Below are 15632 nucleotides of genomic sequence, written 5' to 3' on the forward strand. Positions count from 1 at the left end.
GACCCGGGCCCCCGACACCCTCGGCACCCGCACATCCCGTCACTCGAATGGGTGAGTCGAGGGGAGGGTGGGCGAAGTCACCCCGATCGCCGCAAACAGCCCGTAAAAGGACCTCGAACGAGCTGTCCGAGCACGCTCCGTAACTCTCCTGGTTGCGCCCCGCTCCGGTCCGGAGCGGGATGGAGGGGACGCGTGCGGCGTCCGTGGCGAGATTCGATTCTGCCCGTCGCGCGCTGCGAGGGAGTGATCACCCATGACTCAGGGCGAGGCCTTCACCAGCGCCGACGGGCTCGCGGGCCTTACGGCCTATGACCGTACCGGCGAGAAGATCGGCAGCGTCGAGCAGGTGTATCTCGACGACCGAACTGGGCGTCCCGAGTGGGTGACCGTGAAGACCGGTCTCTTCGGCATGAAGCAGAGCTTCGTGCCGCTCGCCGGAGCCCGCCGACAGCAGGACGAGCTCCACGTGACGGCAACGAAGGAAGCCGTCAAGGACGCCCCGCGCGTGGACGCCGACCAGCACCTCGAGCCGGGCGAGGAGCAGGACCTCTACACCCACTACGGCCTCACGCGCCCCAGTGGCACGCCTGCCCCCTCGGCAGGTGGCCGCTCCGGTACCGCGGGCATGGCCGGAGCAGGTGCCGGTATGGGCATGGGCGCCGGTGAGGGCCGCGGCAGCAACGCGGGCGCGCGTGAGTTCGCGACGCGCTCCGGCGCGGGCGACGAGGGCAAGCGGGACGAGATGATCCGCTCGGAGGAGCGCCTCCGCGTCGGGACGGAAGAGCAGGAGGTCGGGCAGGCCCGCCTCCGCAAGGTGGTCGTCAACGAAGACGTGAAGACCTCCGTCCCGATCTCCCACGAGGAGGTCCGCGTCGTACGCGAGCCCATCCGCGAGGGTGACCGCACGCGCGCCAACATCGGCGAGGAGCAGACCGAGGTGACCCTGCACGCCGAGAAGGCGGTGGTCAGCAAGGAGTCCGTGCCGGTCGAGCGTGTCCGTCTCGAGACCGAGAAGGTCACCGAGACCGAGGAGGTCTCGGACACGGTCCGCAAGGAGCAGATCGAGTTCGACGACGCCAAGGGCGAGCGCCGCGCGAAGGGCGAGTCCTGGCGCGACCGCAAGCAGGGCCCGAGCCACTGACGCCCCTCAGGGCGCCGTGATCGAGGGCAGCTGAAGCAGGAGGAAGGGGAGCACCCCGGCACGGGTGCTCCCCTTCCTCCTGCTCAAGTTCCTCCTGCTCAAGTTCCTCCTGCTCAACTTCTCCCTGCTCACCTCGCCGACACCGTCAGCTGCCGCGGCTGGCTTCCTCGCACTCGGGGCAGGCAGGTCTGCCGTCGATCGTCACCCCGTCCTCGGAGGCCGCTGCACAAACTCCGGGCCTGCTGGGGTGGTTGACCCCGCAGTGGCAGGTGCAGGTGGCGGTGACCGCTTCCAGGGCGGAGGCGCGTTGGGGGGCGAGGCCCATGCGGATGTCGTGGCAGTTGCGGCACAAGGGTGAGTCGAAGGCACCGGTCAGGCCTGGTTCGGCATGACCGGTGCATGACGCGGGGAACTCAGGGTGGGCTCCGCACAGGCAGCGGCACGAGCCGGGGTGCGGTGGCTGGGCCTGTGCCTGGGTGGTCATGCGGCCATTGTCCCCTCGGTCCCCTTGCTCAGGCGCCGGCGGCGGCTCCCGCCCCGCACGCCGCCGCCGCGACGGTGATGACCTTCTCGTACAGCTCGTCGTCGAGCAGCACCGTGAGCCCGCTCGCGATCCCCCAGGCGACATGTGCGGCGTCCTCGCCGAGGATGTGTTCCTGCTCGTGCAGCTCCCGGCCGAGGTACTGACTGTGCAGGTCCCGCGGGCCCTGGCTCTCCGCACGGCGCCGTACGGCTTCCACGGCGCTCGCGGCGAAGGTCTCGTAGGGGGAGTCGCCGAGCAGTCTGCGCAGCTGCTCCAGCTGGGCATGCGCGGCACGCAGGCGCAGTGGCCAGTCCCGGCTGTTGCCGAACTGCTCTTCCATGGCCTGCGCCAGGTCGATCCGGCGGAACATCTCGTCGAGCGGGTCGTAGGTCATGATCTCTCGGTAGCGGCTGGCGCGGGCAGGGCGGCGCAGGCTCGCGGGCGGGCTCCCCCGTGTGGCTGCGCATTCACCCTGCCGGACACCTGCCTGCTCAGGCCGCGGGAACCGCCCCGGTCGCGAAGTACGGCTTGCAGACCGAGCCTGACCAGTCCGTCGCGATCTCGAGGAGACGGTTGCCGTCGGCCGACGGCAGCAGGCTGGAACTGTAGTTGGGGCAGTAGTCGACGGTCGTCGACTCGACGGCGACCGGCGCGGGAATCTCCCGCCAACTGCCCGCGCCACCGGCGCTGTTGACCCACACGGTGCGCCCGCTGCCGGCCGCCCTGCTGCCGTCGCGGTTGTACATGACCTGACCGACGAGGAAGAGCCTGCCCTTGGGGTTACCCGCCTCCGGCGCCCACGCCAGGTTCGGCGCGTGCTTGAAGTACTTGCCGTCGGCGGTCTCCGGGCGGATTCCCAGGTAACTGGTGGCGCCCCAGTTCCAGCCGTCGCTGGAGGTCCGGTAATGCACGACGCACACGAACTGCCCGGCGGCCGCGCAGATCTCGTACGACATGAAGTAGGTCCCGTCGCCCATCTTGCGGACCACCGCCATGCCGGGCCGGTCCGAGGCGAGCGTGCCGGCCACCGTGTCGTGGTGTCCGGCCCAGGTGACCCCGTTCGCACTGCGGGCGGCCACCAGCTTCTGGCTGTGGGCGGCGTCGGTCTCGTCGGAGTAGTGCGCCACGAGCTGCCCGGAGGCATCGACGGAGAACTCCGGCTCCCACAGTCCCTTGTCGTTCGGCGCCGTGGCGATCGTGGACAGGTAGCTCCAACTGCGGCCCACGTCATTGCTCTTGAAGACCCGTAGAGCCATGCGACGGTTCGGCTCGTCCTGTCCGATCGACGCCGCCCACAGCAGCGTCCCCGCGGGCAGGTCACCGATGCGCTGCGGGAGTTCGTACAGCGTCGAGCAGCACAGCCCCTGCCCGCCCGCCGCCTCGGGGTCGCGCACGGCGCCGACTTCGCGGAACGACGCGCCCCCGTCCGTGCTCTCGTGGATGGCGCCGAGCCCGTTGTTGCCGTCGAACGTGACCACGGAGGCCAGGATCCGGCCGTTGGCTTCGCCGCTGTGGGCGAGTCTGACGGCGCGTGGGTAGAGGCCGGTGCCGTCGCGCAGCAAAGTCCCGGTCGCGGCGTCGGCCGACGTCCCGGACTGCGTGACGAACAGCGCCGCCAGGAGGGCGAGCAACAGGGGGAACAGGAGCGTGGGGCGGAGGAGACGTGGTCGTGCGGGGTCGTGCGCTGACATGGGCCTCTCCTGACTCTGTGGTGGTGGGGAGCGAACGGTGTGCTGTGGTCAGTTCTGTCGGGGTGCGAGCCGGATGACGTTCCAGGAGACCGGCGGCAGCTCGGCCGTCAGCGCTCCCTCGGTGGTGATGTGCGTTTCGGTCGCTCGGCGCGGCGCCACCCGGTCCGGTGCCGCCTCGGTGTTGACCGCGTCCGGGTCCTGGTCGGCGAGGACCAGGTGTTCGACGACGCGGTATCCGGCGACGGCACCGCGCAGCGCGGCCTCCAGGCGCAGCGGCTGCTCCTGGTCACGGTTGACGGCGAGAACGGTGAGCGCGCCCGTCTCCTCGTCGTGGGTCACCACGGTGTCCAGTGCGGATACGTCCCCATACTGAGGTGTGTCGATGCGCGGGCCGGTGGCGTCGGTGCGCAGCACGCGTCCGGTGGCGAACCGGGCCGCCTGGGCGAAGGGGTGGAAGATGGTCTGGCGCCAGCTGGCGCCGCCGGGCTCGGTGCGGATGGGTGCGATGACGTTGACCAGCTGGGCCAGGCAGGCGACGGCCACCCGGTCGGCGTTGCGCAGCAGTGTGATGAGCAGCGAGCCGACCACGGCGGCGTCCGTCACGCTGTACGTGTCCTCGATGAGCCGGGGTGTCTCGGCGGTCTCCAGGTTGCGCTCGCCGGGGAAGCGGGCGGCGTACCAGACGTTCCACTCGTCGAAGGAGAGCTTGATGTGCTTCTTGGCGCCCCGCACCGCCCGCACGTGATCGGCGGTCGACACGACGTCGCGGATGTACTGGTCCATGTGCGCGCCTGAGGCGAGGAAGCTGGCGCGGTCGCCGTCGAACTCCTCGTAGTAGGCGTGCAGGGAGAGGTAGTCGACCTCGTCGTAGGTCTGCTCCAGTACCTCGCGCTCCCAGGTGCCGAAGGTCGGCATCCGTGAGTTGGAGCTGCCGCACGCGACGAGTTCGATGGACGGGTCGACCTGGCGCATCGCCTTTCCGGCCTCGGCGGCGAGCCGTCCGTACTCGGTGGCCGACTTGTGGCCGGTCTGCCACGGTCCGTCCATCTCGTTGCCCAGGCACCACAGTTTCACGCCGTGCGGTTCGCTCACGCCGTGCTTGATGCGCAGGTCCGACCAGGCCGTGCCGCTCGGGTGGTTGCAGTACTCGACCAGGGCGCGGGCTGCGTCGATCCCGCGCGTTCCGAGGTTCACGGCCATCATCGGGTCGAGACCCAACTGGCGGGCCCAGCCGAGGAATTCGTTGGTGCCGACGCGGTTGGTCTCGATGGAGCGCCAGGCCAGGTCGAGTCGGCGCGGGCGGTCGGCGACCGGGCCGACGCCGTCCTCCCAGTGGTAGCCGGAGACGAAGTTGCCGCCGGGGTAGCGCACGAGCCCTGTGCCCAGTTCGCGGACCAGCTCGGCGACGTCGCCGCGGAATCCGTCGGCGTCGGCGGTGGGGTGCCCGGGGTCGTGGATGCCGGTGTAGACGCAGCGTCCCATGTGCTCGACGAAGGTTCCGTACAGGCGCGGGTCGACGTCTCCGACGCTGAACTCGGGGTCGATGACGAACCGTGCGGTGTGCGGCATGTTCTGGTGCCTCTCTGTGGTGCGGTCTCTGACTCGGGTGCGGGGTGGGCTACTTGAGGCCGGTGCCTGCGATGCCCTCGACGATGCGGCGCTGGAACAGCGCGAAGACGGCGAGCAGCGGGATCGCGCCGAGCACGGCGGACGCCATGAGCTGGGCGTAGGGGACGCCGAACACGTCCTGGACGGAGGTGAGTCCGACGGGCAGCGTCATCATCTCGGGGTCGGTCACCACGAGCAGCGGCCACAGGAAGTTGTTCCAGACTCCGACGAACACGAAGATCGTGACGGCGGATACGGCCGGGCGGGAGATCGGCATCACGATCTGCCAGTAGGTGCGCAGCCAGCCCGCGCCGTCGGCACGTGCCGCGTCGATCAGCTCCCGCGGGATCCCGTCGAAGAACTGCTTGAAGACGAACACGGCCACCACATTGGGGACTTGGGGCAGCACCACGCCCCAGTACGTGTTCAGCAGACCCGCCGACTGGAGCGCGAGGAACTGCGGGATCATCAGGACCTGGCCCGGGATCATGATCCCTGCGAGCAGCAGCACGAACGCGGCGCGGCGCAGCCTGAACCGCGTCTGCGACAGGGCGAAAGCCGCCAGGGACGCCATGACCACCGTGAGGACCGTGGTGAGGGTCGAGGTGATGAAGCTGTTGGCGTACCAGTACGGCAGCTTGCCCGCGTCGAAGATCTCGCCGTACGCGTCCAGGGTCGGGTGCGCGGTGAACCACCCGGTGGGATCGGTGACGACCTCCTGCGCGGGCCGCACCGACGTGGCGAGCGCCCACGCCAGCGGGACCAGCCACAGCAGCGCGAGGGCGATGAGCGTACCGAGCGCCACCCGGTTGAACAGGCGCTCCGAGTCGCGGCGTGGGGCCGGTGGCGCGGTGCCACCGCGCTGTTGCGTCTCGGGTCGCGTGGCGATCGCGGTCATGGTCAGTTCTCCTTCTCGGCGCGGCGTACGAGGGCGAACCAGACGAGGGAGACGAACAGGATCACCAGGAACAGGAGCAGCGACACGGTCGAGGCGTAGCCCACGCGGCCCTCGACGAACCCGGTGTCGTAGATGAGCTGGAGCGAAGGGCGGGTGCTGCCGTCGGGGCCGCCGTTGGTCATCATGTAAATCTGGTCGAAGACCTTGAGCGAGGCGATGATCTGCAACACCGTCACCAGCGTCGTCGTACGGCCGAGCATCGGCACGACCACGTGCCGGATGCGCTGCCAGGGTCCGGCGCCGTCGATGGCGGCCGCCTCGTGCACCTCGCGCGGCACGTCCTGCAGACCGGCCAGGTAGAGCACGAAGTTGAAGCCGATCGTCCACCACACCGTGGCGGCGGCGATGGAGATCATCGCCCAGTCCGGGTCACCGAGCCAGGACGGCGGGGTTTCGACGCCGAACCACGTCACCACCTCCTGGGCCAGGCCCAGTTGGTCGGCGTAGATGAACATGAAGAGCAGCGAGACGACCGCGGACGGCAGCACGAAGGGCGCGAAGAACGCGAACCTGAAGAACCAACGGCCGCGCACGAACCGGTCGGCGAGCAGCGCGAGAGCCAGGCTGAGCAGTACGAGGGGCACGGTCGTCAGGACCGTGAACCACAGCGTGTTGCGCAGGGTCCGCCAGAATTCCGCGTCGCCGAGGACCGCCGAGTAGTTCGAGAGGCCGGCGAAGTCACCGAGGCCGCTCTTGAGCAGGCTCGTCTCGAAGAATCCGGCCACCACGGTGTAGATGAGCGGTCCCACCAGGAACACCAGGTAGAAGAGGGCGAAGGGCAGCAGCATTCCCGGTCCTGCCCAGCGGTCGCCTCTGCTGGACGTCGGGGAGGGAGCGGTCGTCGTGGCCACGGTTCGGCCTTTCGGTCAAGGCGTACGGGATCCGGGGGCAGGTGGAGCAGGCGGGGCCGAGCGGCGGGTGGGGGTGGGCCGGTCACACCGGAGCGGGGCGCGACGCCAGTTCCCGCAAGTCGCGGCGCAGCCGCGCGGCGCCCGCGGTAGGGCTGGTGTCGCCGGTGAAGACGGAGGTCACGGCGTCGCCCACCACGATCTGCAGGGTGCTTCCCGCGCCGCCGTACCAGGCGGCCGGGTCATAGACCGCCCCGTCGGCGGCCGTGGCGTAGTGCGACTGCGGAACCAGTTCCTTGTACGCGCGTGAACGCTGCGTCGGCAGCCAGGCGGGGACGTGGCCGCCCTCGGCCCACAGCTTGCTGGAGTGCAGCATCGAGGCGATGAACCCCAGGGAGAGATCCAGGCGTTGGGCCGTCTCGGTGGGCGCCTTCGGCAGCACCAGGGCGTGCGAGTCGGCGGCGCAGGCGTAGGGCGCGTCCTTGAAGACGCGCGGCAGGGGCCGCATGTCGAACTTCACCTTCGCCGACTGGACCGCGAGGGCCTGCCAGACGCCGTCCATCAGGAAGCCGGCCTTGCCGGTGGTCAGGAGCGTGATGGCGCCCTTCCCGTCGGTGTTCGCCGGGATCACCTTCTCCTGGCTGAGGCGCCGGATGTACGCGAGCGCCTCGGCCGCGGCGGCGGTGTCGATGACCACCCGCTTGCCCTGGTCGGCCACGAGGTCGCCGCCGCCGAGCTGCCGGTACAGCGACCAGAACAGGCGGAACTGCATCGAGGACTCCTTCACCGAGGCCACCGAACCGCCCCAGGCGCCGGTCACCTCCTTCGCCGCGCGCAAGGCGTCGATGAAGGCGTCGGGCCCGTCCACGTCCACCAACTGGCCCTGCCCGTCAAGGAGTCCGGCCTTCTTGGCGATGTCCGTGCGGAAGAAGAGGACGAAGGGATGCGTGTCGAGGGGCACGGCGTGCGGCGCCCCGCCGAACTGGGACTTCCGCCAGGGCCGTGCGTCGAACTTGTCCTCGGTGAGACCGTGCCGCGCCAGATCCTCGGAGTGCAGTTCCGTGAGCAGACCGGCCTCGGCGAGCGTGGGCAGCTTCGACAGATGGACCACCGCGACCTGCGGCGGCCGGTCGCCGAGCGTGGCGAGGGTGAGCTTCGTGTAGTACGGGTTGCCCCACAGGAACGTCGCCGATTTCAGCTCGGTCGATCGGTGTGCGGCCCGGTAGGCGTCCTGCATCGCCAGCATCCGCTCGCCGTCACCGCCGGTGAACGGGTTCCAGAAGTTCAGCCGGGACGGCGACGGCGCACCGCCGGTGAACCCCTGCGCGATGGTGCTGCCGCAGCCGCCGACGGTGAGCGCGGCGGCGCCGGCCGCACCAAGCGCGAGCCCTCCGCGCAGCACACGGCGGCGGGAGGGGGCGGGCGGCGACGGGGTCGGTATGCGGTCCCGCATGGGCATGCGTCCTTCCACGGCGGACAAGACTGGCAAGGCAGGCAAGGCGTGAAACGAGTACAACGTTGCAATGCACGTCAGCGACAACCGCATCTTGTGGCCGCCTGCTGCGTTTACAACGTTGTACTCAGCTGGCAATACGACGTCAACACCTGGGCCTGCATTACCTGTTCACGTACTGCGCCGATCACTGTCCGCTCCCGCCGGTTACAACGTTGGACCATGACGTACGCTGCTGCTGTCGGGGGAGGTCAGGGGGAAGGAGAACGCGGTGGCAGGCACCCGCCTGAAGGATGTCGCGGAGCGCGCCGGGGTATCGATCAAGACCGTGTCGAACGTCGTCCGCGGCGAGATCAGGGTCGCCGACCGGACACGCGAGCGCGTCCTGCGCGCCATCGCCGATCTCGGCTACCAACCCAACGCCTCCGCACGGCACTTGCGCACCGGACGCAGCGGCATCATCGCCCTCGCCGTGCCCGAACTCGTCGCACCGTACTTCGCCGAGCTGGCCGCGCAGGTCATCGCGGCCGCGAAGAAGCGCGGTTGCACCGTGCTCATCGAGGACACCGGGGGCAACGCGGACGAGGAGCTCCGCATCGCCTGCGGGCTCAGTGACCCGCTCATCGACGGCGTGCTGCTCAGCCCGCTCCGCCTCGACGAGCAGCTTCTCGCCGCCCGTGAAGGCCGCGTACCGCTCGTACTCCTGGGCGAGCAGTCGTACGAGATCCCCGCGGACCACGTCCTGATAGACAACTCGGCGGCGGCACGCGAGGCCACCGACCACCTCTTGTCCCTCGGCCGACGCCGCGTCGCCGTCATCGGCCAGCCCGCGGGCCCCGCCCACGCGACGACGGTCCAGCGCATGCACGGCTATCTGACCGCACTGCACGCGGCCGGCGTCCCGCACGACCCGCAACTCGCGCCGGGCACAAGGTCGTTCACCCGAGCCGCCGGAGCCACGGCGATGCACACACTATTGAAGCTGGACGACCCGCCGGACGCGGTCTTCTGCTTCAACGACATGCTGGCCTCCGGAGCGCTGCGGGTGGCGCACGAACGCGGCCTGCGGGTCCCGGACGACCTGGCCGTGATCGGCTTCGACGACGTGGAGGAATCCCGCTACAGCGTGCCGAGCCTGACCACCATCGCCCCCGACAAGCGAGGCATCGCGGAGCTGGCCGTGGACGCACTGCTCCGCAGAATCGACGCGGGCACGATGGCCCCCCACACGCGGCTCACCGCGGGATACGAACTGGTGGTGCGGGAGAGTACGCGCGCGGGGGGCTGAGCCGGCCGCACCCACGCGACGGCGACCAAGCTGCCCAGACCCCCCGACGCCACCCCTTGGCCAGATCCTTGCACTCCCTGACCATCTGGCCACTCGTCCGACGCCCGGCCGCGGCGCAGGATCGATGGCATGAAGATTCTTTGGGTATTCGCACACCCCGAACCGCAATCCCTCAACGGCTCGCTGCGTGACGACGGGATTCAGGAACTGCGTGATCTCGGGCACGAGGTCCGCGAGTCCGATCTCTACGCGATGAACTGGAAGCCCGTCGTGGACTCCGGTGACTTCCACCGCGAGACGGACGGGCGGCTGCTGGTCGGCGCCGAGCAGGAACATGCCTACAGTGCCGCCGAGTTGACGGACGACATCGCCGCCGAGCAGGAGAAGATCGCCTGGGCCGACACGTTGGTCTTCCAGTTCCCGCTGTGGTGGTTCGGGCCGCCGGCCATCCTCAAGGGATGGTTCGACCGAGTGCTGGTGCAGGGCTTCGCCTTCGGACTCCAGGACCACTCGGGGCGGACTCTGCGCTACGGCGACGGCGGCCTCGCGGGCAAGCGCGCCATGGTCATCACCTCGGTGGGCGCGCGGGAGTCCGGCTTCGGGCCGCGCGGGATCCACGGGCAGCTGGACGAGGTGCTCTTCCCCGTGCTGCACGGCACCTTCTGGTACACGGGGATGGACGCGCTCCCGCCGTACGTCGTCTACGGAGCCGACCGTCTCGACGCGGCCGGCTACCGGGACCGCACGGCCGAACTGCGCGAGCGACTCCGCGCCCTGCCGTTCACCGAGCCGCTCCCCTACCGCCACGAACACCGCGGCGACTACGACGACGCACTGGTCCTGCACCCGGAAATCGAACCGGCCCTCACCGGCATCGCGGCCCACCGCTCACGAACCCCAGGGCGCTGAGGCGGCCCGTCAGCCCTGGAGGCGTTCGATCATCTGTCGCATGACGTCGACGGGCAGGCAGGGGTGCATGGCCGCGTTCTCCGCGGTGCTGCTGTCCCCGAGCAACCGAACCAGCACCCGCGCGGGCAGCCGCGGGTGCCGAGCGGCAGCGTGGCGTACGGAATCGTGCGGGTCGTCGAGGAGACGTGTGGCCGATGCCGCACTCAGTCGGGGGTCGGTGGCCGCTCGGCAGCGCACTTCGTCGCTGGTGTCCCGGCTGAACCGCTCCACCAGCTCGGGCGTCGACTCCGGGTCGTCCAGGGCCAGCCGGCGCATGCGGGGGTTCTCGTCGTCGGTGTAGCGCAGAAGGCCGCTGCGGGGGAAGTTCGGGTGTCCGTGCGGGCGGTCGGGTGTGCTCAGGCTGCCGGTCCACCACTGCCACACCTCCAGGAGCATGTGGGCGGGTGCGTCGTCGCAGGACTCGGCGAGGAAGAGGCGCACGACTCGGTCCTCGTCCCGGGCCAGGCGTTCGACGACGTCCGGCGGCAGACGACGGGCGCGGGCGACGCTCCTGCGCACGAGGGGGTGGGTGGAGGAAGCGAGGCGGCGCATGGCTGAGGGGTCGTGATGCAGCGCCTTGACCCAGTCGAGCGCGTGGTGATGGCCGCCCGCATCGAAGGTGATGGGGATGGCCGCCCGCTGCTCCTCGGTGAGGTCGGGGCGCCTGGCCACCATGGAGCGAACGTCCTCGTCAGGGTCCTGGGCGAGGAGGGCGACAAGGTCCGCTTCCAGACGCGGATTGCTCGCCAGGGAGCCACGCCGGGACGCGTCCCCGTGGTGGGCCAGGTGTTCGGCTAGTTCGCGCTCCAGCCAACAGCTCGCCACCGCGTCATCCGTGAATCCCTCGTCCTCGTAGACCGCTCGGGACAGCGGGTGATCCTGGTGGTGGCGCAGCAACGCCGTTGCGCGGACCTTGCTGTCGGGGTCGGCCAGCAGCCCCTGCCGCCGAGAGTCGTCGAGATGGGGCCACGCCTCGCGGCAGGCCGCGGCCCGCACCGGCGGTTCGGGGTCGGTGGCCAGCGCGGTCAGGAGCCGCACGGGCAGTCCCGTGAGGCGAGCGGCCTCCTCACGGATCTGGGAGGACGGGTCGGCGGCGAGCTGCCGGTGCGCGGCGCCGCCGACCTCGACGCGCCGGTCCGCCGCGATCATGGTGAGGATCCACCGGCGCCGGGAGTCGGCTTCCCCGAGGATCAGGCGGCTCCACTGGTCGGCCGTGAGGCCCGGCTGCGCTTCGGCCAGCAACGTCCGTATTTTCCAGTCCGGATGGGTTATGGCCGCCTCCACCACCGCGGTCGGCAGGCGACGCCACAGCAGGTGATGCGACAGCCCGAGGAGGCCGCCCCGCAGGTCGTCCGGGGTGGCCGGGTTGCGGGCGAGACCATGCGCCCACGCCCCGCGCAGCCCCGCCGAAGGACCCGGCTCCCGGAACAGCGAGGCCCAGGCCGCTGCCTGCTCCTGCGGGGTCTCCTCGGTCCGCGCCACAGCGGCCGCCTCCTGTCACTCTCGTACCTCGTCCACGGCGAAGGGCAAGCCGCCCCATCGTCCACCAACGTACGGTGCTCACCAGCTGATCCCGGCCCCCACAGGCAAGTGATCGCTGCCGGTGTCCGGAAGGACCCACGAGCTCTGCGGCTGCACTCCCTTGACCAGGATCTGATCGATCCGCGCCATCGGGAAGGACGCGGGCCAGGTGAACCCGAAGCCGTCGCCCGCCGCGTCCTGGGCGGAGTGGAGTTGCGAGGTGAGGGCATCGAACGCGCGGTCGTCCGTGGTGCCGTTCATGTCGCCGAGGACCACCAGCCGCTCGTTGCGCTCGGCGGCGACCGCCTTGGCGAGGGCGTCCGCGCCGAAGTCGCGCGAATCCGTCCAGAAGCCGTTCCTGGGCTGCAGCCGCACGGAACCCAGGTGCACCACGTACACGGCGAGCGGCCCTTGGTCCGTGGCCACCGTGGCGCGCAGCGCCCGGGGCGGGTCCTTCGGATGGTCGGCCGGCCGGGTTCTCGCCAGCGGGCCGACATCGCCCCGCACGACGTCGACCGCCCGGGTCCCCGACAGCGGCAGCTTGCTCCACAGCCCGACGGTGCCCTTCACCACGTGGTGCGGGTACGCCTTCGCCAGCTCCTTCTCGTACGTGACCGTGGCCTGCGGAGTCATCTCCTCCAGGGCCAGCAGGTCCGCCCCGGAAGCGGCCAGGTCGCGCGCGGTGCCTGCCGGGTCGGGGTTCTCGGCGTTGACGTTGTGGCTGACCACGGTGAGGTCGCCGCCCGCCTTGGACTCGCCGATGAGAAGGCCGCCGAAGAGGCTCAGCCACGCCACGACCGGCAGCGACAGCGCGAGCAGAGCCGAGGCGGAGCGGCGCCACAACGCCCCGGCGAGCAGCACCGGGACGAACAGGCCGAACCATGGCAGGAACGTCTCCACCAGGCTGCCGAGGCCACCCCTGTCCGTGATCTTCGCGTGCAGCAGCATGAGCAGGCCGAGCAGCAACGCAAGCGCGGCGAACACCGGGCCGCGCTTCCACGGGCCCGGCCGGGAGCGGCCGCTCTCCTCGGCGCCCAGGACCTCGGCGCGCTCCTCGGTATCGGCCTGAGGCCGCGCAGCCATGACTTCTCGTGTCGCTTCACTCACTGGTCGGACGTCCTCTTGGTGAAATGTGCCGGTGGTGCGGGCAGTTGAACGCAGATGCGGAGGCCTCCCGCCGGGCGGGGGGAGATGGTGAGGGTGCCTTCGTGCACTTCGGTGATCCGCTTGACGATGGCCAGACCGAGGCCGACGCCCTCGTGCTCGTGGTCGCCGTGAATGCGTTCGACGCCGCGCCGGAATGGCTCGGTGAGAGTCGAGACCAACCTCGGGGAGAGCATCTCGCCGCTGTTCTCGACCGTGAGCACCACGCTCTCGTGGCCGGCGCCGGTCTCGACCCGCACCGTGCCGCCCTCGGGCAGGTTGTGCACGATCGCGTTGTGCACGAGGTTCGTCGTCAACTGCAGCAGGAGCGCAGCCGATCCGAAGGCCGGGGCGATGTCACCGGAGGTCTTGATGGTGACACCGCGCCGCTCGGCGAGCGGCAGCAGTGTCTCGGTGGCCTCTTCCGCGAGCAGGGACAGGTCGACCGGCTCCGGCGCGTATGACGTCTGGTCGGCGCGGCTGAGCACGAGCAGCGCCTCGGTGAGTTCGATCGCCCGGGTGTTGACGGCGTGCAGCCGGTCGACGGTCTCGCCGAGGTCCTGCGTCGGATCGGTGCGCGCCACGTCGAGCAGTGCCTGTGAGATCGCCAGGGGGGTGCGCAGTTCGTGCGAGGCGTTGGCCGCGAACCTCCGCTGTTCCGCGACGTGCGCCTCCAGCTTTTCGAGCATCATGTCGAAGGCGTCGGCGAGTTCACGGAACTCGTCCTTGCGGCCGGGCAGTCGGATCCGGTGGGAGAGCTTTCCCCTGGTGGCCATGCCGGTGGCGTCGGTGATCCGGGTCAGCGGTGCGAGCATCCGGCCGGCCAGGATCCACCCGCCCACGAGGCCGAACACCAGCAGGAACGCCATGACGGCGGCCGCCCGCGGAGCGAAGACGTCCAGGAGAACGGACCGTACGGGGAAGACCCCGTGGGGTCTGACATCGGGGTCGTAGAGCATCGCGCGATCGGGGACGTACCGAAGGAGGAACATCCAAACCGCCGCGAGCAGCAGGCCGCCGGCCAGCATGAGGAAGCCGGCGTAGCTGAGGGTGAGCTTGAAGCGAACGCTCAACCCGGGCGTCCTATCCATGCTCTGCTCCCTCGCGTCCACGCTCCGGCTGAGTGCCGATGCGATATCCGGCCCCGGGCACCGTGGCGATGAGCCACGGCTCGCCGAGCCGCTTGCGCAGCGCCGAGACCGTGATGCGTACGGCATTGGTGAACGGGTCCGCGTTCTCGTCCCAGGCTCGCTCCAGAAGCTCCTCGGCGCTGACGACCCCGCCTTCGGCGGCGACCAGCACTTCGAGCACGGCGAACTGCTTCCTGGTCAACGCGACATAGAGGCCGTCGCGGTAGACCTCGCGGCGGAACGGGTCCAGCCGCAGCCCCGAGATCTCCCGCACGGGCGGCCTGTTGTGCGCACGCCTGCGGTCGAGTGCCCTGAGCCTGAGCACGAGTTCCTGGAGCTCGAACGGCTTCGTGAGGTAGTCGTCCGCGCCCAGTTCGAAGCCGGTGGCCTTGTCGTCGAGACGGTCGGCGGCGGTGAGCATGAGGATCGGCATTCCGCTGCCGGAGCCGACGATGCTTCTGGCGACCTCGTCACCGGAGGGTCCGGGGATGTCCCGGTCCAGGACGGCGATGTCGTAGGCGTGGACGCTCAACAGCTCCAGAGCGGTGTCTCCGTCCCCCGCGATGTCGGCCGCGATCGCTTCCAGGCGCAGGCCGTCACGGATGGCCTCCGCCATGTAGGGCTCGTCCTCGACGATCAGCACTCGCATGCTCCGAGGCTACGAGTCGGCGCGTATCGTCGGCATATCGAAAACCGCATACGGGCCGGCAACACCGCGCTGCCTTGACTGCGGACATGACCTACAACGAATCAGCACGAACAGCAGAGACGGCAGATACGTCAGCACGCCGAGGGCGGTCGACCGTCTTCGCACGCCGAGGCCGGTCGATCGTCATCGCCGCCCTCGCGATCGGCGGCGCGACGCTCATGGGCGTCGTCGGCTGCCAGTCATCGCAGTCCTCATCCGCTTCGGCGTCGATATCACTGGGCAAGGCGGGTGGCGCCGTCCCCGACGGCGTGACGGTCTTCGACGACGAGACTCCGGCCGTGGCCAAACTCGACCCCGATCTGCTCGCCGCCCTGCGCCGGGCCGCGAAGGACGCCGCGGACGACAAGATCACGTTCTACGTCAACAGTGGCTGGCGTTCCCCGGAGTATCAGGATCAGCTGCTGCGCGAGGCCGTCTCCACGTACGGCTCCAAGGAGAAGGCCGCCCGGTGGGTGGCCACGCCGGACACCTCTCCCCACGTGTCGGGGGGCGCGATCGACATCGGACGCTCCGACGCCACGGCGTGGCTGTCCGCACGGGGTGCGGGCTACGGGCTGTGCCAGATCTACCGGAACGAATCCTGGCACTACGAATTACGCCCCGAGGCCGTCGAGCAAGGCTGCCCGCCCATGTACGCCGACCCGACGCACGACCCGAGGATGCAGCGGTGA

The 15632-nt window shown here is 70.0% G+C and carries 15 protein-coding genes; 4 read left to right on the top strand and 11 right to left on the bottom strand.

Annotation, left to right across the window (positions count from 1 at the left end):
* The first annotated feature begins 253 nt into the window (after positions 1–253).
* The gene (locus tag ACIBCK_RS34180; protein WP_399396576.1) at positions 254–1141 is read left to right on the top strand and encodes a DUF2382 domain-containing protein; all 888 of its coding nucleotides are present in this window, start codon (positions 254–256) and stop codon (positions 1139–1141) included.
* A 145-nt stretch (positions 1142–1286) separates the two neighbouring features.
* Here the strand turns inward: ACIBCK_RS34180 and ACIBCK_RS34185 are convergent, their stop codons facing one another.
* From ACIBCK_RS34185 to ACIBCK_RS34215, 7 genes are all read right to left on the bottom strand, one after another.
* Positions 1287–1625 (bottom strand): hypothetical protein, encoded by a 339-nt coding sequence (locus ACIBCK_RS34185; RefSeq protein WP_399396578.1) that lies wholly within the window; start codon positions 1623–1625, stop codon positions 1287–1289.
* A gap of 28 nt (positions 1626–1653) precedes the next feature.
* Positions 1654–2058: a hypothetical protein gene (locus ACIBCK_RS34190; protein WP_399396580.1), complete on the bottom strand. Its 405-nt coding sequence runs from the start codon at positions 2056–2058 to the stop codon at positions 1654–1656.
* 97 nt (positions 2059–2155) lie between these two features.
* The gene (locus ACIBCK_RS34195; protein WP_399396582.1) at positions 2156–3355 is read right to left on the bottom strand and encodes a sialidase family protein; all 1200 of its coding nucleotides are present in this window, start codon (positions 3353–3355) and stop codon (positions 2156–2158) included.
* 48 nt (positions 3356–3403) lie between these two features.
* A complete protein-coding gene (locus tag ACIBCK_RS34200; RefSeq protein WP_399396584.1) occupies positions 3404–4924 on the bottom strand; it encodes an alpha-N-arabinofuranosidase in 1521 nt (506 codons plus the stop codon).
* Positions 4925–4973: 49 nt separating this feature from the next.
* On the bottom strand, positions 4974–5861 hold the full coding sequence (locus tag ACIBCK_RS34205) for a carbohydrate ABC transporter permease (RefSeq protein WP_399396586.1): 888 nt from the start codon (positions 5859–5861) through the stop codon (positions 4974–4976).
* A gap of 2 nt (positions 5862–5863) precedes the next feature.
* Entirely contained in the window at positions 5864–6772 is a 909-nt protein-coding gene (locus tag ACIBCK_RS34210) for a sugar ABC transporter permease (RefSeq protein ID WP_367047850.1), read from the bottom strand.
* A gap of 82 nt (positions 6773–6854) precedes the next feature.
* Positions 6855–8222: an extracellular solute-binding protein gene (locus tag ACIBCK_RS34215; protein ID WP_399396588.1), complete on the bottom strand. Its 1368-nt coding sequence runs from the start codon at positions 8220–8222 to the stop codon at positions 6855–6857.
* Positions 8223–8493: 271 nt separating this feature from the next.
* Between ACIBCK_RS34215 and ACIBCK_RS34220 the strand changes: the two genes are divergently transcribed.
* Positions 8494–9510, top strand: a complete 1017-nt coding sequence (locus ACIBCK_RS34220; RefSeq protein WP_399396590.1) for a LacI family DNA-binding transcriptional regulator — start codon at positions 8494–8496, stop codon at positions 9508–9510.
* 129 nt (positions 9511–9639) lie between these two features.
* The gene (locus tag ACIBCK_RS34225; protein WP_399396591.1) at positions 9640–10419 is read left to right on the top strand and encodes an NAD(P)H-dependent oxidoreductase; all 780 of its coding nucleotides are present in this window, start codon (positions 9640–9642) and stop codon (positions 10417–10419) included.
* A 9-nt stretch (positions 10420–10428) separates the two neighbouring features.
* Here ACIBCK_RS34225 and ACIBCK_RS34230 read toward each other — a convergent pair whose 3' ends face one another.
* From ACIBCK_RS34230 to ACIBCK_RS34245, 4 genes are all read right to left on the bottom strand, one after another.
* Positions 10429–11940, bottom strand: coding sequence for a PE-PGRS family protein (locus ACIBCK_RS34230; RefSeq protein WP_399396593.1), 1512 nt, complete (start codon positions 11938–11940; stop codon positions 10429–10431).
* A gap of 78 nt (positions 11941–12018) precedes the next feature.
* Positions 12019–13062, bottom strand: a complete 1044-nt coding sequence (locus ACIBCK_RS34235) for an endonuclease/exonuclease/phosphatase family protein (RefSeq protein ID WP_399396594.1) — start codon at positions 13060–13062, stop codon at positions 12019–12021.
* Between the two features lie 20 nt (positions 13063–13082).
* Complete coding sequence (locus tag ACIBCK_RS34240; protein ID WP_399396596.1) at positions 13083–14213, bottom strand: sensor histidine kinase; 1131 nt, start codon at positions 14211–14213, stop codon at positions 13083–13085.
* Positions 14206–14901 carry a response regulator transcription factor gene (locus ACIBCK_RS34245; RefSeq protein ID WP_367047836.1) on the bottom strand — a complete coding sequence of 232 codons (696 nt, stop codon included), beginning with the start codon at positions 14899–14901 and terminating at the stop codon, positions 14206–14208. Before ACIBCK_RS34245 ends, ACIBCK_RS34240 begins: the two co-directional genes overlap by 8 nt.
* Positions 14902–14987: 86 nt before the next feature.
* Between ACIBCK_RS34245 and ACIBCK_RS34250 the strand changes: the two genes are divergently transcribed.
* Positions 14988–15632 (top strand): M15 family metallopeptidase, encoded by a 645-nt coding sequence (locus tag ACIBCK_RS34250; protein WP_399396599.1) that lies wholly within the window; start codon positions 14988–14990, stop codon positions 15630–15632.

Source organism: Streptomyces sp. NPDC051218 (assembly GCF_044455475.1).
In the GTDB taxonomy this organism is placed as follows: domain Bacteria; phylum Actinomycetota; class Actinomycetes; order Streptomycetales; family Streptomycetaceae; genus Streptomyces.

What these genes read in the sequence shown, in the direction of transcription:
- ACIBCK_RS34180 (WP_399396576.1), top strand. Translation starts at nt 254, where the DNA reads ATGACTCAGGGCGAGGCCTTCACCAGCGCCGACGGGCTCGCGGGCCTT.
- ACIBCK_RS34185 (WP_399396578.1), bottom strand. Translation starts at nt 1,625, where the DNA reads ATGACCACCCAGGCACAGGCCCAGCCACCGCACCCCGGCTCGTGCCGC.
- ACIBCK_RS34190 (WP_399396580.1), bottom strand. Translation starts at nt 2,058, where the DNA reads ATGACCTACGACCCGCTCGACGAGATGTTCCGCCGGATCGACCTGGCG.
- ACIBCK_RS34195 (WP_399396582.1), bottom strand. Translation starts at nt 3,355, where the DNA reads ATGTCAGCGCACGACCCCGCACGACCACGTCTCCTCCGCCCCACGCTC.
- ACIBCK_RS34200 (WP_399396584.1), bottom strand. Translation starts at nt 4,924, where the DNA reads ATGCCGCACACCGCACGGTTCGTCATCGACCCCGAGTTCAGCGTCGGA.
- ACIBCK_RS34205 (WP_399396586.1), bottom strand. Translation starts at nt 5,861, where the DNA reads ATGACCGCGATCGCCACGCGACCCGAGACGCAACAGCGCGGTGGCACC.
- ACIBCK_RS34215 (WP_399396588.1), bottom strand. Translation starts at nt 8,222, where the DNA reads ATGCGGGACCGCATACCGACCCCGTCGCCGCCCGCCCCCTCCCGCCGC.
- ACIBCK_RS34225 (WP_399396591.1), top strand. Translation starts at nt 9,640, where the DNA reads ATGAAGATTCTTTGGGTATTCGCACACCCCGAACCGCAATCCCTCAAC.
- ACIBCK_RS34235 (WP_399396594.1), bottom strand. Translation starts at nt 13,062, where the DNA reads ATGGCTGCGCGGCCTCAGGCCGATACCGAGGAGCGCGCCGAGGTCCTG.
- ACIBCK_RS34240 (WP_399396596.1), bottom strand. Translation starts at nt 14,213, where the DNA reads ATGGATAGGACGCCCGGGTTGAGCGTTCGCTTCAAGCTCACCCTCAGC.
- ACIBCK_RS34245 (WP_367047836.1), bottom strand. Translation starts at nt 14,901, where the DNA reads ATGCGAGTGCTGATCGTCGAGGACGAGCCCTACATGGCGGAGGCCATC.
- ACIBCK_RS34250 (WP_399396599.1), top strand. Translation starts at nt 14,988, where the DNA reads ATGACCTACAACGAATCAGCACGAACAGCAGAGACGGCAGATACGTCA.